Here is a 20,156-nt window from a genome sequence, read left to right as displayed (position 1 = left end):
TCGCTTGCCGAACGTCGCGCGGCGAGCGCATACTCGCGCGACCGTCCACGAGGCGGCGCGCCCGCACCGAGCCGCAAGGCGGACGCGCCGGAGGAGCCCGCGATGCCCGATCGAGCCACCGCCGCGCGCCGCGCACCGCAGCCGTCCGCCGCGCGCGCGGGCGGCGCGAGCGACGCGAGCCGCGACGCCGTCGCCGGCGAGCAGGCGCGCTGGGAGCGCGACGTGCGCGCGCCCTGGGTGCGCGCGAACGGCGAGCGCCTCGGCGAGTTCCTCACGCAGGCGATGCGCTGGCCGGTGAAGGCGCTGTACACGCCGGCCGACCTCGCGGAGATCGGCTTCGACTACCTGCGCGACGCCGGCTTCCCGGGCGAGCCGCCGTTCACGCGCGGCACGTCGCCGAACGGGTACCGCAGCGATCTGTGGCGGATGCTCCAGGTGAGCGGCTTCGGAACGGGCGACGAGTGGGCGAAGCGCGGCCGCGCGATGCTCGACGCGGGGCTCGACGGCCTGATCCTCGAGTACGACCTGCCGACCACGAACGGGCTCGACTCCGACCACCCGCTCGCCTCCGGCGAGGTCTGTCGCGCCGGCACCGCGATCGACACGCTCGCCGACATGGAGGACGTGCTCGACCTCCCCTTCGACAAGCTCCGCTACCTCACGTCGGTGTGCAACGGGCCGCAGCCCGTCAACCTCGCGATGATCATCGCCGCGCTCGAGAAGCGGGGCGTCGACCCGTCCTGCTTCACGCTGCAGATGCCGAACGCGATCCTGATCGAGTACACGTGCGTCGGCCGCTACATCTTCCCGCCGAAGCACGGGCTGCGGATCGCCACGGACGTCATCGAGCACACGATCCGCAACCATCCCTACTGGGTGCCGATCTCCGTCGTCAGCGCGCAGCTCTACGCCGCGCGCGCGAACCCCGTCCAGGAGCTCGGCTTCTCGTTCGCGATCGCGCTGCAGTACCTCGACAGCGTGCTCGCGCGCGGCTTCGACATCGACGAGGTGGCGCCCTACTTCAGCTTCATCACCGGCGTCGACATGGACTTCTTCGAGGCCGTCGCGAAGCTGCGCGCCTATCGGAAGGTGTGGGCGCGGCTGATGAAGGAGCGCTACGGCGCGCGCAAGCCGGAGTCGCTGCAGCTGCGGCTCATGTCGTCGCCGGGAACGATGTCGCTCACGCTGCAGCAGCCGCTCAACAACATCGCGCGGCTCGGCATCCAGATGCTCGCCTGCGCGATCGGCGGCGGCGCGCACGCGATGACGACGCCCCTCCACGACGAGGCGCACGCGCTCCCGACGCAGGAGGCCATCGAGGTCGGCGCCGCGATCCAGAGCATCGTCGCGCACGAGACGGGCGTCGCCGACACGATCGACCCGCTCGGCGGCTCGTACTACGTCGAGGTGCTCACGCGCCGGATGGAGGACGCGGTGATGCAGACGATCGCCGACGTCGACGCGATGGGCGGCGCGCTCGCGGCGATCGAGCGCGGCTACTTCCAGAAGGAGCTCGCGAAGCAGCAGTTCGAGCGGCAGCGCCAGATCGAGGACGGGTCGCGCAAGCTCGTCGGCGTGAACCACCTCGCGAAGGCCGGCGAGAAGCGCGGCATCGAGATCTTCGAGCTCGACCCGGGAGCGGAGCGGCGGCAGATCGAGCGCCTTCGCCGCGTGCGAGCCGGCCGGGACGACGGCCGGGTCGAGCGCGCGCTCGCACGCGTGCGCGACGCCGCCCGCGGCAGCGACAACCTCGTGCCGCCGATCCTCGAGGCCGTGAAGGAGTACGCGAGCGAGGGCGAGATCTGCGACGTCCTGCGCGAGACGTACGGCACCTACCATCCCGATTCGCTGACGTCGGGGGTCTGAGCGCGTCGTGAGCCGCCGCATCCGCGTCCTGCTCGCGAAGCTCGGGCTCGACAGCCACACGATCGGCGTCACCGTGATCGCGCGCGCGCTGCGCGACGCGGGCATCGAGGTCGTCTACACGGGGCTCAAGCAGACGCCCGAGTCGGTCGTCGCCGCCGCGATCCAGGAGGACGTCGACGTCGTCGGCCTGTCGAGCCTGTCGGCCGCGCACATGCAGCACTTCCCGCGCGTCGTCGAGCTGCTGCGCGCGCAGGGCGGCGGCGACAAGCTGCTGATCGCGGGCGGCGTCATCCCGGACGAGGACGCCGAGCGCCTGCGCGAGATCGGCTTCGCGCGCATCTTCACGATGGGCGCCGACTCGCGCGAGATCGTCGACTACATCCGCGGCTGGGCGGAGTCGCAGGCGTCGCGCGCGTCGTGAGCGGCGCGGGCCGCGCGCCCGGCCCGCCCGGCGCACCCGCCGAGGACGGCTCCGCCGCCGAGCGCGAGGCCCGCGCGTTCGCCGAGCGCGCCGCGCGCGGCGACGTCGCGGCGGGCGCGCGCGTGATCCGCTGGCTCGACGACGGCGACGCGCGCGGCAGCGCCGCGCTGCGCGCGCTGCTCGCGCGCACCGGCCGCGCCTACCTGCTCGGCATCACCGGGCCGCCGGGTGCCGGCAAGTCGACGCTCGTCGACGCGCTCGTCCACGCGCTCCGCGCCCGCGGCCTGCGCGTCGCGGTCGTCGCGATCGATCCGACGAGCCCGTTCTCGGGCGGCGCCATCCTCGGCGACCGCGTCCGCATGCAGCGGCACGCCGCCGACCCCGGCGTGTTCATCCGCTCGATGGCGACGCGCGGCCAGCTCGGCGGCCTCGGACGCGCCACGTACGAGGCCACGTGCGTGCTCGACGCCATGGGCTACGAGGTCGTCGTCGTCGAGACCGTCGGCGTCGGCCAGGACGAGCTCGACGTCGCGCGGCTCGCGCACACGACGGCGGTCGTGAGCGTTCCCGGGCTCGGCGACGAGATCCAGGCGATCAAGGCGGGCGTGCTCGAGATCGGCGACGTCCACGTGCTCAACAAGGCCGACCGCGACGGCGCCGACGACACGGAGCGGCAGCTGCGCACGATGCTCCACCTCGCGCGCGACGACGAGGCCGCGCGCGCGCGGCGCCGCGGCTGGGAGCCGCGGCTCGTGCGCACCGTCGCCGCGCGCGGCGAGGGGCTCGCGGAGCTCGTCGACGCGCTGTTCGCGCACCGCGACCACCTCGCCGAGAGCGGCCTGCTCGACGAGCGCGTGCGCGATCGCGACGAGCGGTTCGCGCTCGAGCTGCTGCGCACGCGCGCCGCCGAGCGCGCGCTCGCGCGCGCGGGTGCGGCCGCCGCTGCGCCGGGCCGCGACCCGTACGCCTGGGTCGAGGGCGTGCTCGCCGCGGCCGGCCTCGGCGACGAGCGGAGCCCCGCGTGATCCGCACGATCGCGTTCATCGCGCGGCGACCCGACCTCGCGCGCGCGAGCTTCAGGGCGCACTACGAGGAGCGGCACGCGCCGCTCGCGCGGCCGCTGCTCGACGGCCTCCGCCACTACGTGCGAAACCACCTCGCGGGCGCCGGCGACGACGATCTCGGCTTCGACGCGATCAGCGAGTTCGAGTACGCGAGCGACGCGGAGTTCGAGGCGATGCGGGCGCGGCTCGCGTCCGCCGAGGGCGACGCGGTGCGAGCGGACGAGCTCGCGTTCATGCACAAGCCGGGAAACTCGTTCTTCGCCTCGACGCTCGCGGGCGCGGGCGGCGCCGCGCGCCCGCCTCCGGGCGACGCCGGCAAGGCGATCGCGCTCGTGCGCGCGCGGCGCGGCGAGACGCGCGCGGCACTGCGCGCGCGCTGTCTGGCGGCTGCGCGCGCGCTCGAGGACGCGGGCTTCGCGCGCGCGACGCGGGTCGACGTCGCGTGCGACGGCGACCCGCTCGGCGCTCCGCGCTTCGACGCGCTGCTCCACGCGTGGTCGCCGGACGGCGGGAGCGACGCGCTCCGCGCCGCGCTCGACGACGCGCTCGACGACGCGCTCGAGGGCGCGCGCGTCGTCGCGGTCGAGGAGCGGGGCGAGGCGCGCGCGGACTGAGCGGCGCGCGGTCAGGACGTGGCGAGCCCGGCCAGGCGATCCTTCTCGAACACACCGCCCTTCAGCACCGCGAGCACGTTGTCCCGCGACTCGAGGCACTGGATGTCGGCGACGGGGTCGCCGTCGACGACGACGAGGTCGGCGAGCCGCCCGACCTCGATCGTTCCGAGCTCGTCCGCGCGGCCCATCGCCTCGGCGCCCGCACGCGTCGCCCAGCGCAGCGCGTCGAGCGGCGCGATGCCGCACTCCTTCACGTAGTAGGTCAGCTCGACGCCGTACTCGCCGTGGAAGAGATAGCCGGTTCCGTAGTCGTCGCCCGTCACGATGCGGACGCCCGCCGCGTTCGCGGGCGCGAGCATGGCCGAGATGTTCGCGACGTCCTCGCGCATCTGGTCCATCACCTCGAGGAAGATCGGGGGGACCGGATCGGGCAGGAAGGGCGCCATCATCCCCGCGTCGAAGACCTGCAGCGTCCGCACGCAGTACATCAGGCTCGGGACGATCGTCAGGTCGCGCTCGGCGATGGCGTCGATGCACTCGGTGTCGAGCTGGTCGACGTGGTCGAGCAGGTCGACGCCGGCGCGCACGCAGGCGAGGATGCCCGCCTTCGACACGGTGTGCGCGCGCACGCGCTTGCCGCGCGCGTGCGCGGCGCGGACGATCGCGTCGAGCTCGTCCTCGTCGAGCGACAGCTCGTCGTCGCACACGGACGCGGCGTGGCCCTTCGTGACCGACACCTTGACGACGTCGGCGCCCTTGCGGATCTCGTCGCGCACGAGGCCCTGGAAGCCGACCGGGCCGTCGGCGGTGCGGATGACGCCGAGGTTCCCGAGGTCCATGTGCCAGTTCACCATCGAGCCGGTCGGCACGTCGCCCGTCGCGCACAGCTCGCTGCTGCCGGCGAGCATGCGCGGGCCGGGCTGCAGCCCGTCCTCGATCGCCTGCTTGAGCGACGCGTCGATCGAGTAGGCCGTGCTCGACCCGATCACGGAGGTGACGCCGCACTCGAGGGCCGTGCGCGCGTTCTTGCCGGCGACGAGGGCGAGGTAGGCGGGCGGGAGGTGGAGCCCGGTCGCGGGCGCCGCGATGGGCGTCACGCCCTCGAACACCGAGTGGAAGTGGCAGGAGAACATCCCGGGCATGAGCGTCCGGCCGGCGAGGTCGACGACGCGGTCGCCCGGCCGCGCGCGCACGCCGGCGTCGGGCTCGACGGCGGCGATGCGCTCGCCCTCGACGACGACGGCCATCGCGTCGCGCGGAGCGGCGAGCCCGTCGAGGAGCCGCGCATTGCGGAGCACGAGGCGTTGCGGGGAGCGCGGGAGCTCGGACATCGACGGCGACTCCGGGAGTGGGGTGCGCGGTGCGCGGCGTGTGAGCGGGCGGCGAGTCTACCGCATCGCCTCGCGCGCTCCTGCTAGGCTGCGCGCCCGCGCACGAGCGCGCGCCGCTGCGGCGCGCCGCTCCCGAGCGCCTCGGAGGTGTCGTGAAGCTCTCCTGCGGACTGGCTCCGAACGTCGACGTCGTCGCCCACGCGAAGCTCGCCGAATCGCTCGGCTACGAACGCGTGTGGGTCTTCGATTCGCCCGCCCTGTACGGCGACCTGTGGATCGCGCTCGCGCGCGTCGCCGAGCACACCCGGCGCATCGGGCTCGGCACGGGCGTGCTCGTGCCGCACACGCGGCATCCGCTCGTCACGGCGAGCGCGATCGCGACGATCGAGGCGCTCTCGCCGGGCCGCCTCGCGCTCGCCGTCGGCACGGGCTTCACGGCGCGCATGACGATGGGCCAGCGCCCGCTCGCGTGGAGCTACGTCGAGCGCTACGTGCGCGCGCTCCGCGCGCTGCTGCGCGGAGAGACCGCCGAGTGGGACGGCGAGCTCGTGCAGATGCTGCACGCCGCCGGGCAGGCGCCGCCCCGCCCGATCGACGTTCCGATCCTCATCGGTGCGAACGGCCCGAAGGGCCTCGCGATCGCGCGCGAGATCGGCGACGGCGTGATGGCGGCGGGCGCGCCGCAGCCGGGCTTCGCATGGAGCGCGCTGCTGCAGATGGGCACCGTGCTCGAGGCGGGCGAGACGCTGCACTCCGCGCGCGTCGTCGACGCGATCGGGCCCGCCATCGCCGCCATGTACCACGGCGCATACGAAGCGGGCGGCGCGGGCGTCGACCAGCTTCCGGGCGGCAAGGGCTGGCGCGAGGAGATCGAGGCGTTCCCCGAGGCCGAGCGCCACCTGCGCATCCACGAGGGGCACGTCACCGACCTCACCGAGCGCGACCGGCGACACCTCTCGCCCGACCTCGGCGCGGCCTTCCTCGTCGGCGAGGCGCGCCAGGTGCGCGAGCGTCTCGACGGGCTCGCGGCCGCGGGCGCGACCGAGCTCATGTACGTGCCGATCGGCGACGTCGAGCGCGAGCTGCGCGCGATGGCGGGCGCGGCCGCCGCCTAACGAGGCTCGGGCGCGTCGGCGTCGGGCGCGTCGGCCGCCTCGTCCTCCGCCGCGCGGATCGCGTCGCGCAGCGCGAGTGCGGGCGGCGCGGAGTCGCCCGCCTCGATCGCCCACGCGATCGCGTCCGCGGCCGCCGCGCGCTCGCCCGCGACGAGGTGGAGGCCGGCCTCGAGGAAGTGCACCTCGGCCTCGTCGACGGGCTCGCCGGCGTCCGTCGGGTGCACGCGCCGGGCGAGATCCGAGAGCCGCGCGCGCAGCGCGCCGTCGACGGGCGCGCGAGAGAAGACGCTCGCATCGGCGAGCGCGGCGTGCCGCATCGCCCACACGGCGCGTGCGAGGTCTCCGAGCGCGGCCGACGCGACCGCATAGCCGAGCTGGGCCTGCGCATCGTCGGCGTCCCGCCGCGCCTGCTTCGCGAACACCGCGAGCGCGCGCTTCGCGTCGCCCGCGGCGAGGAGCGCCCAACCGCGCTCGGTCGCCGACGGTCGCTCGCTCGCCCCCCACCACGGTGCGGGCCGACGCGCGGGAGGGCCGTCGTACCAGTACGGGTCGTACCAGAACGGGTCGTACCAGAACGGGTCGTACCAGGGGCCATAGGGATAGGGCGAGCGATACGGGCCCCAATAGGGATAGGGCGCCGGACGGGGATGCGGGCGCGGCCTCGGGCGCTCGACGCGCGGTCGTTCGACGCGCGCGCGGTCGCGCGCCGACGCGGCCGACGGAACGAGTGCCGCGATCGAGAGCGCGGCGACGAGCCACGCGAGCGCCCTCTGCACGCGGGCTCCCGCTCGCGCGCCCGGTCGTCGAGAGAGCGTGCGCATCGGACGCCTCCTGCCCTCCCCCACCCGGACTTCGAGTGTAGGGCGTGGGCGCAGCGCGAGAAGCTCGGCGAATATCCAATGGGAGGTGGCGTCGCAGCGCGCCACGCGAGCCGGTCGGTGTGGATGCGCCGCCCGGCTCGTTCGTGCGAGGAGCCCTCGCACGCCCTAGGAGGAGGCCCGTCATGCAACGCCGATCGCCCTCGAACGTTCCGCCTTCCGCGCGCGCGCCGCGCCCCACCACCTCGCTCCAGTCCGTCGCCACCGCCCTCACCGCCCTCGCCGTCGTCCTCGCCCCGCTCGCGGCGAGCGCGCACGATCCGAGCCCGCGCGAAGACCGCCGCGCGCCGCGCGAGCGCGACTACCGCGTTCCCGGCGACGAGCGCTATCGAGGATGGGAGGATCCGTACGCGCACGAGCGCGAGTGGTCGACACACCTCGGCCTCGGCGGCGGCTTCTTCGCTCCGTGGCAGGGCGACGCGAAGCACCAGGAGCAGCTCGAGGTGATGGCGGTGTCGCCGAGCGGGCACTTCCGCATCGGGGGCGAGTTCGTCTTCCGCGAGTTCGAGACGCGCATGTTCGACGTCGACGACGTGGACGTCGACGCCTACCAGCTCAACCTCGTGATGCACTGGGTGTTCATCCCGGGCCACTTCACGCCCTACGTCGGCGGCGGCCTCGGTCTGCACGCGAACGACGTCAGCAAGGTCGACATCGAGCGCGGCAACCCGGCGCTCGACGTGCGCGACGACCTCGGCCTCGGCTACGGCATCTTCGGCGTGCTCGGCCTCGAGCTCCCGATCGACGAGCACCTCGCGATCTTCGCGGAGGGCCGACTCGCCCTCTCCTACCAGGTGACGGGCATCGACGAAGACGACTCCGACACGTACACCGACTACTACAACGACGGTGTCGACGACGTGGACGCGGAGGACACGGGCGGCGCGAGCGCCGTGTTCGGGCTGCGCTTCACGTTCTAGGGAGCGGCGCGGCCGGCGAGCCGGCGGCGCTCGTCGCGCTCGACCAGCGCGCGCAGCTGGTCGGGCTCGAGCCACATGCTCGTCGCGAACGGCCCTTCCGGGTGGTCGAGCAGCCAGACGTGCAGCATCTCGGGGCTGCGATTCCGCGGCTCGCCGCGCGCGCAGCCGCCATCGGCCTCCGCGGTCGCGACCGAGAGCATCCCGCGCAGCAGGCAGTTCGGCGTCGACCACACGTGGTAGTGCCAGACGGTGAGCGGCCCCGCGAACTGCGCGCCGCGTCCGTCGGGATGCGCGACGTAGAACATCATGCCCGCGAGCTTCTGTCCGCTCGGGGTCCCGTAGTACATCAGGAACTCCGGCCGGTCGGGGTCGAGCACGGCATCGTCGAACACGTTCTGCTCGTTGTAGTAGTGGCGGCGGTCGCCGTGCATGAGGTGGAACCCGTCGGCGAGACCGCGCTCGAACTCGTACCAGCCGTGTCGCTCGGCGGCCTCCGCCGCGCGCGCGACGAACTCGGCGGCCGCGGCGCGCTGCGCGTCCGTCGGCGGACGCCCCGCGAACGCGCTCAGCTCCCAGATCACCATGTGCGGATGGTGCTGCGGCTCGCTCGGCACCTCGGCCTCCGGGATCCAGCGCGAGCCGACCGGCAGGAAGCTGCGCGCCATCCGCGGCGGCGCGTCGGACGGCGGCGCGCTCGCGTCGCACGCGGCCGCCGCGATCGCGCCGCACGCGAGCGCGACGGAAGCCAGACGGGCGTGCGCACGCGCGCGCGTCACCGCGCCGCCCGCGCCGTCCAGCGCGGAAGCGTGCGCCGCGCGCGCACGAGCTCGAAGCCCGCGTCCGCGAGCGCGGCGCGCAGCCCGCGCGCGCCCGTCGACGGATCCCACTCGAGGTCGAGGTCGTAGCGCGCGTCGAGCCCGGTCTCGTCGACCACCGGCAGCGGCGACATCGGCGCGAGGAAGGCGACGAGCTCGGAGATCGGCGCGGCGCGCACGCGGAACGCGCCCGCGCGCGCGACGCGATCGCTCGCCGCCGCGGCGTCGCGCGCCTCGACGGGCGTCGGCACGAGGCCGCGCGCGCGCAGCCGGAGCGCGAGCACCGGACCCGTCCGCTTCCCGTGCCGCACCTCGACGCCGAGCCGCCGCTCGAGCGCCGCGCGGATCATCGCCTCCGCGGTCGCCGTCCTCGCGTCGTCCGGGCGCGCGCACACGTCGAACACGCCCGGCTCGAGCGCGGCAGCGACGTCGAGCTCGTCGGAAGCGAGGCCCCAGGCGATGGCGAGATGCTCGTCGAGCGTCAGGCCGAGCCGCGCGAGCGTGCCGGTGCGCGCTTCCGCGCGGACGAGCCCGCGCGCCGCCGACGTCGCCGACGTCGAGCCGCCGATGCGTTCGATCCGCACCTCGCCCCGGGCGAGCGCGGCCGCCGCGTCGCGAGCGCAGACGCCCCCTTCCCGGGCGTCCGAGGACCCGCAGGCAGCGGCGGCGAAGAAGCTCGCGAAGGCGAGGGCGCGGACGCCCACGAGCGATCTCCGCTCCGCCATGACGGCTGCGGAGTCTACGCCCGGGCCGCGGGCTCCGAGAAGCGGGAAGGCGCGACGTTCGCGCGCGGTGCTAGGCGGGACGCGCCGAGCGCGGGTCTCGCGCCGCTTCCACGAGTGCGCCCGGGGGGCGGACGGTCACGCTCCGCCGCCCGCCCGCACCTTCTCGTGCCGCTCGAAGGCCGCCCGGTGGGCGCGGTAGGGCGCGACCATCGCGTCGGGCGAGTCGCGCTGCGAGAGCAGCTCGAGCGCGCGATCGACGTGCTTGATCGCGCGCTGGAAGTTCCCGACTTCGGCGAACGCGCACGCGAGCGTGTCGAGGAAGTCGGGCCGCTCGAACTCCGCGTCGCGCACGACGGCGCGCGCGACGTCGAGCGCGCGCGTGCCGTCGCGCACCGCGTCGTCCGGCGCGGTCGCGAGCAGGTACGCGAGGTCGTTGCGCAGGTTGATCTCGCCGTCGCACGCCTCGACGCCGCGCTCGAGCAGCTCGAGCTGCTCGCGGTAGCGCGCGCGCGCGTTCAGGTGGTTCGCGAGCACCACGCGCGCCGGTGCGTGGCACGGGTCGAGCTCGAGCGCGGTCCGCAGCGCACGCTCGCCCTCCTCCTCGCGACCGAGCTCGATCAACGCCTCCCCGCGCGACACGTGGAAGCCCGGGTTCTGGTCGTCGATCGCGATCGCGCGGTCGAGGATCGGCAGCGAGCGCTCGGCCTTGTCGTCGCCTTCGATCGACGACAGCACCGCGCGCACGATCGGCAGGCTCTGCGGATTGCGATCGAGCAGCTTCATTCCCGCCGCGAACGCCTTGTCGTACTGCTTCGACTTGATGTCGCCCCACACGAGCGAGTAGGTGAGCATGTCGTCGATGCGCGCCGCCGGGTCGGGATCGTGCAGCTGGAGCAGGTCGGCCATCTCCTCGAACGTGCGCGGCGCGCCCTCCCCCACGTACCCGAGCGCGTTCAGCTGCGCGAGCGTCTCGTCGTCGAGCGTCACGCGGTTGTCGTCGCGCGCGACGTGCTCCCGCTCGACGAAGGCCTCGAGGCTCGCGCGCATCTCCGCGACGCGGCCTTCGTCCTCGGACGCGAGGTTCACCGTCTCGCCGGGGTCGGCCTCGACGTCGAAGAGCTCGGGCTCGAGCTTGTGGACGTACTTCCACCTCCCCTGTCGCAGGAAGCGCAGCGCGTTCGACCCGAACATCGAGAGCGGCTCGAACGACTCGCCGTACACGTCGAGCACGCGCGCCGCGCTCTCGCCGCGCAGCAGCGGCGCGAGCGAGACGCCCTGCGCGCCCGCGAGCGGCGGCAGCCCTGCGAGATCGAGCACGGTCGGCGCGATGTCGGCGGTGCGCACCGGCGACGCGATGCGCACGCCGGCGGGCACGCGCCCGGGCGCGACCACGAGGAGCGGCACGTGCATCGTCGCGTCGTAGACGAAGTACGAGTGCGTGAGCTCGCGGTGCTCGCCGAGCGACTCGCCGTGATCGGCCGTGATGACGACGAGCGTGCGTTCGAGCAGCCCGAGCTGGCGCAGCTCGGTGAGCACGCGGCCGACCTGGTAGTCGGTGTAGTGCACCTCGGAGTAGTACGGCGCATCCGAGAACCGCTCGTTGAACGGCGCAGGCGGCGCGTAGAACGCGTGCGGATCGAAGTAGTGGAGCCAGAGGAAGAACGGCTCCTCCGTGTGGCGCCGCAGGAATTCGAGCCCGCGACGCGTGATGTCGCTGCCCTCGCGCTCGACGAGCTCGTAGCCGCGCGGGTCGCCGCCGCCCTCCGCCACGTACACGCGCTTGCGCCGCGAGTCGAACGAGTCGAGGTCGCGGAAGTGCGCGAAGCCCTGGTCGATCTTCGTGCGCCGCCCGATCACGGGCGCCGCGATCTCGGCCGCCGTGACGTAGCCGTGCCGCGCGAACACCTCCGCCAGCGTCTCGTTGTCCTCGGACAGCACGTAGCCCGCATTGGCGCGCGCGCCGTGCGCGAACGGGAGCCGCCCGGTCAGGATCGTCGAGTGCGACGGCAGCGTGCTCGGCTGCGAGGCATAGGCGCGATCGAAGATCGCGCCGCGCTCCGCGAAGCGGTCGAGGTTGGGCGTCGTCGGCCGCTCCTGCCCGTAGAGCCCGAGCGCGTCGGCGCGCGTCGTGTCCATCGTGATCAGGAGGACGTCGAGCGGCTTGTCGGCGGCGGACGGCGCGGAGGCCTGCGAAGCCGCGGGCGCGACGGACGGCGCGACGGCCTCGTCGGGCGCGCCGCAGGCGATCGCGACCAGGCCCGCGCACACGGCCGCGAGCGCGACGCGCGCCGGCGCGGGAGCGCGCCGGCTGCGATGCGCGTCCGTGCGCGCGCGCGTGCACGCGCCCCGCGCGCGGTCGCCGCGCACCGCCTCGATCGATCCCGCCCCCGGCACCGCTGCTCCCGCGACCCTCGCCGCTCGTGCGCGCGCGAGACGACGGCGCGCGACCCGGCGCGCGAGTGTATCAGCCGCGCGGCGGTGCGCGGCCGCGCCGCGCCCCGTGCGCGTGCTCCTCGAGGCCCGCGGCGTCACGGCGCGCGCAGCGGGCGCGCGATGCCGAGCAGCGGGCAGAGCCCGTCGCTCGCGACGAGCGCGAGCACGTCCGGCCCCTCGTGGCGGTACTCGAGCGACGCGACGCCCTGCGCGAGCACGCGGTCGCAGCGCTCGCTGCGCGCGAACGCGGCCACGGTGTCCGCACCGCCGACCCAGCCGAGCTCGCCGGCGAGCCCGAAGCGGCCGCGCGCGAGCGACACGTCGTCGTCGCGATACACGACGCGGAACGTCGCGCGCGAGCGCGGCACGGGCTCGCGGCTCCCGCGCGGACGGCGGTCGCGCCACGTCTCGAGCGAGAGCACGCCGACGATCTCACAGCGCGCATCGCCGGCGTCGAGCCGCCCGAGCAGACCGTCGTGCACGTACCGCACGTCCGCCCCCGGCTCGAGCACCGCCGCACACGCGTCGGCGCCCGCCGGCGGCGCGCCCAGCGGCGGCGCCCCCACCGGCAGGAAGAAGCGCAGCGACGCCCCGCCCGTCTCGACCGCGACGTCGCGGTAGTCGCCGCGCACGCCGAGCAGCTCGACGCGCGCGGGCGTCGACGTCGACGGGAGACGCGCCTCGAGGATCGCCTCGTCCGCCGCGCACGCGGAAGCGAGCACGGCTGCGAGGGCGAACGCGGTCGTGCACATCGACCTGCGCGCCCGCGCGACGCGGCGCGCGCGGGCCCGAGCGGTCGCGCGCGCTCGCGCCGTCACGCGGCGAACCGTTCCTTCAGATAGGCGACGATGTCGCGGGACTCGTGCATCCAGCGCACGCCGCCGTCCGGCAGCGCGATGCGCAGGCACGGCACCGTCTGCCGACCGGTCGCCTCGACGAGCTCGCGCATGCGCTCGGGCTCGCCGAGCACGTCGCGCAGCTCGAGCTCGAGGTCGAGCTCGCGCGCCGCACTGCGCACGAAGCGGCAGTACGGGCACGAGTCGAAGTGATAGAGCGAGAGGTCTGCGGGCTTCGTCATCGAGCGCTCGTCTCCGCCTTGGTCGCCGCGCCGGCGCGGCAGGATCGCGCACCGCCACGGGGTGGTCGAGCGCCCGGCCCGCGCACCGCGGCGCCGCCGGACCGGCGCGGGCGCGACGGCCGGAGCGACGAGCGTCGGCGAGCCGACGCGCCGCGACGGCGCACCGACGCATTCGCGCCTGCGCGGAGCGCGACGCCGCGCCTCGCAGCCGCCGGCCCGTGGCACGCGGCGTGCACTCGTCCCGGGGCGCGCGGCGCACTCGCCGCGGGGAGGTGCCGGTGGCCGCTGCGACCCCGATCGAGATCGATCCGCTCGAGTCCGTCGAGACGACGCTCGTCGAGCTCGTGCTCGCCGCCTGCGAGTGGAGCGAGGACCAGGGCGAGATCGCCGACCTCGTCGACTGGCTGGTCGCGGAACGCGCGGTACGGCTCGTCCCCGAGCGCAGCGGCGCGAACGACGCGTTCCGCGGGCGCGAGCCGGAGATCGTCGTCGCCGTCCGCGGCTAGCCCTCGCGCGGCGCGCTCGCGGCGCGCCCTCGCGCGGCGCCGTCGCGGCTCGGCGCGCGCCGCCCGATTCCGGCGCGCGTCGCGCCCTTCGCCGCCGCGTTCGCAGGTATGCTGCGCGCGATGATCCCGCGCCCCTCCGCCCTGCTCCCGATCGCCATCGCCGCCGCCCTCGCCTCGTCCGCCGCATCCGCCGGCGCGGCGGACGCGCCCGTCGCCTTCGCGGAGCGCATCGGCGACGCGACGCCCGCGGCGCGCATCGCGCGCGGCCCCGACGCGGTCGGCGGCCTCGACGACTGGGCGCTCGGCAACGGCACGCTGTGCGCCGTCGTCGCCGACCCGGGCCACGAGGGCTACCTGCTCGCGACCGGCGGCTCGCTCGTCGACCTCGGCTTCTGCGGACGCGCCGACGACCAGTGGGCCAACTTCGAGCAGCTCGCGAACCTCTCGCGGACGGGGACGCTGCGCTTCGGCACCGTGCGCGCGGAGGCCGACGGCGCGAGCGCGCGCGTGGTCGTCGAGGGCGAGCGCGACGGCGTCGCGGTCGAGACGACGTACGAGGTCGACGTCGCGCGGCCGCGCGTGCTGCGCGTGCGCACGCGCGCCGAGCGGCGCGGCGACGGCGCGCGCCTGTTCGCGCTCGGCGACGTGACGGTGCACAACGACGGCACGCTGCGGCCGTTCACGCTCGCGCGGCGCGGCCCGTCCGAGGGCTTCGCGCACGCGGGCATCGGCAAGGCGAGCATCGGCGAGCTGATCGACGCCGTGACGCCGATCGAGAGCGTGACGCTCGTCGGGCCGAGCGCCGACGACGCGAGCGGCGCCGCGATCGCGCCCATCAGCTACACGCTGCGCGTGACGGGCGCGAAGCTCGTCGCCGCCGACGGGAGCGAGCGCGAGCTCCCGACGATCGGCCTGTCGACCGAGACCGTGACCATGCTCGCGACGTTCGCGCGGCCCTACTGGGTCGGGCGCCGCGACGCCGTCGGGCTGATCCAGCTCGCGCAGTCGCTGTTCATGGACGTCGAGGCCGGCGAGGCGGTCGTGTTCGAGCGCGAGATCGAGATCGAGCCGCGCATCGACGGACGCGCCGCGACCGACGCGCTCTACGCCGAGGGCGTGCTCGTCGAGGGACGCGTCGACACGCCCGCCGCGCGCGTGCACGCGTTCGACGCCGACGGGTCGGCGCTCGCCTTCGCGGCGCCCGACGCGAACGGCCGCTTCGCGCTGCGCCTCCCGCGCGCGCCCGCGCGGCTGCGCGTGCTCGCCCCGGGCGGTCGCGCGGCGGAGCGCGAGGTCGACCTCTCGCAGGGCGAGCGCGTCGAGCTCGGCGACGTCTCGCCGCCGCCGGCGGCGTGGGTGGCACTCCCGGCCGACGTCGCCCCCGCGCGGCTCGTCTTCCTCGGCGTCGGCGACACCCCCGACCCCGTCTTCGGCGACGACCTCACCGGCTTCCGCATCGGCGGCGCGCCGTTCCCTTCCTTCCTCGGCTCGAACGACGTGGTGCTCGGCGGCTTCGGCACCGACCCCGCGCGCGTCGCCGTCCGGCCCGGTCGCTATGCCGTGCTCGCGACGCGCGGCCCCGAGTTCTCCGTCGCGACGGCGTCGCTCGAGGCCGTCGCGGGCGAGACGGTGACGCTCGCGATCGAGGCGCCGCAGCGCGCGGTCGCGTCGCCCGGCTGGATCGCGGCCGACCTCCACGTCCACGCCGCGCCGAGCGACGACTCGACCGTGCCGATGGCGACGCGGCTCGCGACGTTCGTCGCCGAGGGCGGCGAGGTGATCGTCTCGACCGACCACGACCACGTGAGCGACTACGCGCCGCTCGTCGCGCGCTTCGGGCTGCGCGACCGCGTGCGCAGCATCGTGGGTCTCGAGGTGACGGGCGTCGTGCGCACCGAGGTGGTGCCGGCGAGCGTCGGCCACCACAACGTGTTCCCGCTGCCGCTGCGCCCGGCGCTCCACCGCGCCGGCGCACTGCGGAGCGAGGACCAGCGCCTGCGCGACATCGTCGCGCAGGCGCGCGCGCTGCCGGGCGAGCGGCTCGTGCAGGTCAACCACCCGCGCTCGCTCGTCGACGTCGACGCGGCCTCGGACGGCGGCGCCTTCCTCGAGCACCTGTCGGTCGGGCGCGCCTTCGACCCGCAGCAGCCGATCGACGCCGCGCAGAACGCCTCGCTGGTCGAGCGCGACGCGACGACCGGGCTGCGCGACGTCGACTTCGACGCGATCGAGCTGCTCAACGGGCCGTCGATGGACCGCTACCGCGCGATCCGCGCGGACTGGCACTCGCTGCTGCGCCAGGGCTTCCGCCGCACCGCGACCGCGAACAGCGACACCCACTCGCGCCACGTCGTCGCGGCCGTCCCGCGCACGTACGTGCGCATGGCGGACGACGACCCGGCCCGGTTCGACGAGGGCGCGTTCATCGCGAGCGCGCGCGGCGGCGCGGCCTTCGGCTCGACGGGCCCGCTGCTCGACGTCCGCATCGGCGACGCGGGTCCGGGCGACACGGCGACGCTCGCCGCGGGCGGAGACGCGACGCTTCGGATCGCGGTGCGCGCCGCCGAGTGGGTGCCCGTGTCGCAGCTGCGCGTCTACGTGGACGGCGCCCTCGCGACGGCGCGCCCGATCGAGGGGCCGCTCGAGACGGACGTCGTGCTCCCGATCGCGCGGGACGCCTTCGTGACGGTCGAGGTCGAGGGCGCCGCGGACGCGACCTACGCGGCGCTCCTGCCCGGCTTCACGCCGTTCGCCTTCACGAACCCGATCTTCGTCGACGCGGACGGCGACGGCGTCTGGACGCCGCCCGGGCTCGACTAGCGAGCGCGCGGGGCGCGCTCACCCGAGCCCGAGACCGCGCGCGATGATCACCTTCATGATCTCGTTCGTGCCCGCGTAGATGGACTGCACCGCGGCGTCCGCGTAGTCGCCCGAGATCGGGTACTCGCGCATGAAGCCATAGCCCCCGAAGAGCTGCAGGCACTCGGCGGCGACGCGCTTCTGCAGGTCGCTCGCCCACCACTTCGCCATGCTCGCCTCGGCGACGAGCGACTCGCCGCGCGCGTGCGCGGCGACCACGCGATCGACGAACGCCTGGCCGACCTCGATCTGCGTCGCGAGGTCGGCGAGCGTGAACTGCGTGTTCTGGAAGCTCCCGATCGGCTTCCCGAACGCGGTGCGCTCCTTCACGTAGGCGAGCGTGTCGTCGAACGACCGGCGGCACGACGCGATCGACGAGACGGCGATCGTGAGCCGCTCCTGCTGCAGCTTGTTCATCAGCATGCCGAAGCCCGCGCCCTCGGCGCCGAGCCGCTGGCGCTCGTGCACGCGACAGCCCTCGAAGAAGAGCTCGCTCGTGTCCTGGCCGGGAAGGCCGAGCTTGTCGAGCTTCTGGCCGCGCCGGAACCCCTCCGTCGCCGCCTCGACGAGGAAGAGCGAGAGCCCCTTGTGCCCGGGCACGCCCTCGTCCGTCTTCGCGACCACGACGAACAGGTCCGCGATCTGGCCGTTCGAGATGAACGTCTTCGAGCCGTCGATCACGTAGTGGTCGCCGTCGCGGCGCGCGCGCGTCTTCACGTTCTGGAGGTCGGAGCCCGTGCCGGGCTCGGTCATGCAGATGCCGAGCAGGACGTCGCCCGAGATCGCGCCCGGCAGGTAGCGCTCCTTCTGCTCGTCGCTGCCGTACTCGGTGATGTAGGGCATGCACACGTCGGCGTGGAGCGAGACCATGATCGCGTGCGCGCGCAGGTAGGCGAGCTCCTCCATCACGATCGCCGAGTAGAGGAAGTCCGCCCCCGCGCCGCCGTACTGCTCGGGCGCGTTCGGGCCGAGGAAGCCCTCCTCGCCGAGGCGCTTCCAGGTCGCGCGGTCGCTGCGCCCCGCGGCGTTCCAGCCGGCGATCTTCGGCTCGATCTCGTCGCGCGCGAAGCGGCGGAACTGCTCGCGGAAGAGCTCGTGCTCCTCGCCGAAGAGGTCGCGGTGCATGGGGCCTCCGGGTGCGGGGCCGCCGCGAGCGGTGCGCGGCGGACGCGTGTGCGGGTGCGGCGCCGGGCGGACCGGCGCGCCGAGTGTGTCCCGGGCGGCGCGGAGCGTAAAGGCCGCGCGTCGCCGCGCGCGCCGTTCGGCGGAGGCCGCCGATCGGCTACACCACGGGCGATGGCGAACGAGGCGCGCGACGAGCCGAGCCCGACCGCGAGCCGCGTGCACTTCGGCGGGCCGGGCTCCGCCGACTTCGCGCTGCGCGACCTGCTCGCCGCGCGCATCGCCGACGCCCCGCCCGGCAGCGCGATCGACGTCGTGACCTACTACCTCCGCGACCGCAGGCTCGCGCGCGACCTCGCGGCCGCGCGCGCGCGCGGCGTCGACGTGCGCGTCACGCTCGAGGCGCGACCTCGCCGCGCGGACGCGAACGCGGCCGTCGCCGCGCTGCTCGCGGCGCCCGAAGGCGACGGCGGCATCGGCGCGCGGTTCCGCGCGCTCGCGCACGCGCCGCTCGTCCCGGGCACGCGATTGCGCGCGCGCCTGCACGCGAAGCTCTACGTGTTCTCGCGGCCCGACGCGGCCTTCCTCGGCTCGTTCAACCCGTCGGGCGACGCGCCGGAGCTCGCGCCCGACGTGGTCGCCGAGATCGGCGACCACGACCGCGGCTACAACGCGCTCGTCGAGCTGCGCGACCCGGCACTCGTCGCCGCGCTGCGCGACCACGCGCGCGGGGTCGCGGCCGGCGCGCACGGGCGGCTCGAGCGGTGCGCGCGCGCGCAGCGCGCGCGCGTCGCGTCGGGCGACACCGAGCTCGCGTTCTGGCCGCGCGCCGCGCGCCACCCGCTGCTCGCGCTGCTGCGCGCGCTCGGGCGAGGCGACGCGGCGCGCGTCGTCGCCTCGCACGTGAGCGGGCGCCACGGGCCGGGCGCGCTCGCGCGCGCGGCCCGGCGCGGCGCGCGCGTCGAGCTGCTCTCGCACGCGAACGAGCGGCGCTTCCCGCGCGCCACGGAGGCCGCGCTGCGCGCGGCCGGCGTCGCCGTCGCGCGCGTCGGCAGCGAGGTCGCCCGGCCGATGCACGACAAGTTCGCGCTCGTCGATCGCGCGGGCGAGCGCTGCGTCGCGTTCGGGAGCTTCAACCTGAACGCGCAGTCGATCTGGCTCAACCACGAGGTCGGCGCGGTGTCGCGCGAGCGCGGGCTCGTGCTCGCGTTCGAGGGCCGCTGGCGCGCGCTGCGCGCCGCGGCGGGCCTTCAGTAGGCGAGCCGCTTCTCGACGGAGAGCGGCACGTCGACGAGCAGGTCGGCGATGCGCCGCCCCGCGTCGCCGTCGCCGTAGAGCGCGTCCTTCGGCGCCGGGCCGCGCGCGAGCTGCGCGGCGATGGCGTCGCCGATCTCCTTGCGGTCGTAGCCGACGTCGATCACGTTGGCGCCGCGCTCGCGCCCCTGCTGCCGGCTCCCGACGTTGACGGCGGGCACGCCGAGATAGGCGCACTCGCGGATCGCGACGCTCGAGTTGCCGACGATGCAGCGGCTCTGCGCGAGCAGCTGCAGGAACTCCTCGGGCGGCAGGTTCTTGAAGAAGTGGATGGGCAGCTCGGGCCGCTTCTCGCGGAAGTTGCGGATGCCCTTCGAGGTGCCGTCCGACCCTGCGTCGACGTTCGGCCAGAACCACAGCGCGGGCACGCCCGCCTCCGCCACCGCGTGCAGCGTCTCGAGGATGTGCGACTTCGCCTCGCGGTACTCCGTCGTCACCGGGTGCTGGAGCACGACGACGAAGCCGTCCGCGAGGTCGAGCTGCGGCCCCACGCCGCCGTAGTCGGTGAACAGCTTCGCGAGATCGAGCGGGCCGTCCGCGACGGCGCGCTTCGCGACGTCGATCGACGGACAGCCCGTCACGTACACGCGCTCGGGCCGCTCGCCCATGCGGATGACGCGCTCGGCCGCCTTCTCGGTGGCGACGAAGTGGACGTCGGCGAGCTTCGTGACCGCGTGGCGCACCTTCTCGTCGATCGAGCCCGTGATCTCGCCGCCCTGCACGTGCACGAGCGGGATGTTCATGTAGGCGGCGGCGACGGCGGTCGCCATCGTCTCGAAGCGGTCCGCGACGCTGATGACGAGGTCGGGCGCGAGGTTGTCGAAGACCGTCGCGAGCTCGGCGAGCCCGAGGCCCGTCGACTTCGCGGACGTCACGAGGTTCTCGCCCTCGAGGATCATGTAGACCTGACGCGCGACCTCGAAGCCTTCCTTCTTGATCACGGAGATCGCGTTGCCGTAGCGGTCGAGCAGCGCGGAGGCGGCGACGACGAGCTGCAGCTCGAGCCCGGGGTGGGCGCGCACGGCCTCGAGCACGGAGCGGATGCGCGAGTAGCTCGGTCGCGCGGTCACGACGACGCACACCTTGCGCGGCATT

General features: G+C 74.9%; 18 protein-coding genes. 9 read left to right on the top strand and 9 right to left on the bottom strand.

What is annotated here, in order from left to right; translation table 11 throughout:
• Window positions 1-102 precede the first annotated feature (102 nt).
• From R3E88_05335 to R3E88_05320, 4 genes are read left to right on the top strand one after another with little or no spacing between them, the layout of a single operon-like run.
• A complete protein-coding gene (locus R3E88_05335) occupies window positions 103-1,866 on the top strand; it encodes a methylmalonyl-CoA mutase family protein (protein MEZ4215881.1) in 1,764 nt (587 codons plus the stop codon).
• A 7-nt stretch (window positions 1,867-1,873) separates the two neighbouring features.
• Window positions 1,874-2,287 carry a cobalamin B12-binding domain-containing protein gene (locus tag R3E88_05330; protein ID MEZ4215880.1) on the top strand — a complete coding sequence of 138 codons (414 nt, stop codon included), beginning with the start codon at window positions 1,874-1,876 and terminating at the stop codon, window positions 2,285-2,287.
• On the top strand, window positions 2,284-3,312 hold the full coding sequence (gene meaB, locus R3E88_05325; protein MEZ4215879.1) for a methylmalonyl Co-A mutase-associated GTPase MeaB: 1,029 nt from the start codon (window positions 2,284-2,286) through the stop codon (window positions 3,310-3,312). The genes R3E88_05330 and meaB overlap by 4 nt, the downstream gene beginning before the upstream one ends.
• The gene (locus R3E88_05320; protein ID MEZ4215878.1) at window positions 3,309-3,965 is read left to right on the top strand and encodes an EthD domain-containing protein; all 657 of its coding nucleotides are present in this window, start codon (window positions 3,309-3,311) and stop codon (window positions 3,963-3,965) included. Before meaB ends, R3E88_05320 begins: the two co-directional genes overlap by 4 nt.
• 11 nt (window positions 3,966-3,976) lie before the next feature.
• Here R3E88_05320 and R3E88_05315 read toward each other — a convergent pair whose 3' ends face one another.
• Window positions 3,977-5,296 carry an amidohydrolase family protein gene (locus tag R3E88_05315; protein MEZ4215877.1) on the bottom strand — a complete coding sequence of 440 codons (1,320 nt, stop codon included), beginning with the start codon at window positions 5,294-5,296 and terminating at the stop codon, window positions 3,977-3,979.
• A 152-nt stretch (window positions 5,297-5,448) separates the two neighbouring features.
• On the opposite strand from R3E88_05315, the gene R3E88_05310 reads away from it, so the two are divergent.
• Window positions 5,449-6,411, top strand: a complete 963-nt coding sequence (locus tag R3E88_05310; protein MEZ4215876.1) for an LLM class flavin-dependent oxidoreductase — start codon at window positions 5,449-5,451, stop codon at window positions 6,409-6,411.
• Here R3E88_05310 and R3E88_05305 read toward each other — a convergent pair.
• Window positions 6,408-7,187, bottom strand: coding sequence for a hypothetical protein (locus R3E88_05305; protein MEZ4215875.1), 780 nt, complete (start codon window positions 7,185-7,187; stop codon window positions 6,408-6,410). The two genes, R3E88_05310 and R3E88_05305, sit on opposite strands and share 4 nt — an antisense overlap.
• A 227-nt stretch (window positions 7,188-7,414) precedes the next feature.
• On the opposite strand from R3E88_05305, the gene R3E88_05300 reads away from it, so the two are divergent.
• Window positions 7,415-8,209: a hypothetical protein gene (locus R3E88_05300; GenBank protein ID MEZ4215874.1), complete on the top strand. Its 795-nt coding sequence runs from the start codon at window positions 7,415-7,417 to the stop codon at window positions 8,207-8,209.
• On the opposite strand, the gene R3E88_05295 is transcribed toward R3E88_05300, so the two are convergent.
• The 5 genes from R3E88_05295 to R3E88_05275 all read right to left on the bottom strand — a co-directional run bounded on the left by R3E88_05295 (window position 8,206) and on the right by R3E88_05275 (window position 13,260).
• On the bottom strand, window positions 8,206-8,874 hold the full coding sequence (locus tag R3E88_05295) for a hypothetical protein (protein MEZ4215873.1): 669 nt from the start codon (window positions 8,872-8,874) through the stop codon (window positions 8,206-8,208). The two genes, R3E88_05300 and R3E88_05295, sit on opposite strands and share 4 nt — an antisense overlap.
• A 107-nt stretch (window positions 8,875-8,981) precedes the next feature.
• On the bottom strand, window positions 8,982-9,749 hold the full coding sequence (locus R3E88_05290; protein ID MEZ4215872.1) for a TIGR03435 family protein: 768 nt from the start codon (window positions 9,747-9,749) through the stop codon (window positions 8,982-8,984).
• A gap of 135 nt (window positions 9,750-9,884) precedes the next feature.
• A complete protein-coding gene (locus R3E88_05285; protein ID MEZ4215871.1) occupies window positions 9,885-12,143 on the bottom strand; it encodes a sulfatase-like hydrolase/transferase in 2,259 nt (752 codons plus the stop codon).
• 134 nt (window positions 12,144-12,277) lie between these two features.
• Window positions 12,278-12,934, bottom strand: coding sequence for a hypothetical protein (locus R3E88_05280; protein ID MEZ4215870.1), 657 nt, complete (start codon window positions 12,932-12,934; stop codon window positions 12,278-12,280).
• 62 nt (window positions 12,935-12,996) lie between these two features.
• Window positions 12,997-13,260 carry a glutathione S-transferase N-terminal domain-containing protein gene (locus tag R3E88_05275; protein MEZ4215869.1) on the bottom strand — a complete coding sequence of 88 codons (264 nt, stop codon included), beginning with the start codon at window positions 13,258-13,260 and terminating at the stop codon, window positions 12,997-12,999.
• Between the two features lie 278 nt (window positions 13,261-13,538).
• On the opposite strand from R3E88_05275, the gene R3E88_05270 reads away from it, so the two are divergent.
• Window positions 13,539-13,766: a hypothetical protein gene (locus R3E88_05270; GenBank protein MEZ4215868.1), complete on the top strand. Its 228-nt coding sequence runs from the start codon at window positions 13,539-13,541 to the stop codon at window positions 13,764-13,766.
• Window positions 13,767-13,886: 120 nt separating this feature from the next.
• The gene (locus tag R3E88_05265; protein ID MEZ4215867.1) at window positions 13,887-16,586 is read left to right on the top strand and encodes a CehA/McbA family metallohydrolase; all 2,700 of its coding nucleotides are present in this window, start codon (window positions 13,887-13,889) and stop codon (window positions 16,584-16,586) included.
• Between the two features lie 18 nt (window positions 16,587-16,604).
• Here R3E88_05265 and R3E88_05260 read toward each other — a convergent pair whose 3' ends face one another.
• Window positions 16,605-17,750, bottom strand: coding sequence for an acyl-CoA dehydrogenase family protein (locus tag R3E88_05260; GenBank protein ID MEZ4215866.1), 1,146 nt, complete (start codon window positions 17,748-17,750; stop codon window positions 16,605-16,607).
• Window positions 17,751-17,921: 171 nt separating this feature from the next.
• Here R3E88_05260 and R3E88_05255 point away from each other — a divergent pair, with 171 nt between their 5' ends.
• Window positions 17,922-19,004, top strand: coding sequence for a phospholipase D-like domain-containing protein (locus R3E88_05255; GenBank protein ID MEZ4215865.1), 1,083 nt, complete (start codon window positions 17,922-17,924; stop codon window positions 19,002-19,004).
• On the opposite strand, the gene neuC is transcribed toward R3E88_05255, so the two are convergent.
• The gene (gene neuC / locus R3E88_05250) at window positions 18,998-20,155 is read right to left on the bottom strand and encodes a UDP-N-acetylglucosamine 2-epimerase (protein ID MEZ4215864.1); all 1,158 of its coding nucleotides are present in this window, start codon (window positions 20,153-20,155) and stop codon (window positions 18,998-19,000) included. The two genes, R3E88_05255 and neuC, sit on opposite strands and share 7 nt — an antisense overlap.
• Between the last annotated feature and the right edge of the window lies 1 nt (window position 20,156).

This window comes from Myxococcota bacterium (assembly GCA_041389495.1).
Taxonomy (GTDB): Bacteria; Myxococcota_A; UBA9160; order UBA9160; family UBA4427; genus JAWKRT01.
Note: the sequence above shows the minus strand (reverse complement) of the source record. Positions and strands in the feature narration are given on the sequence as shown.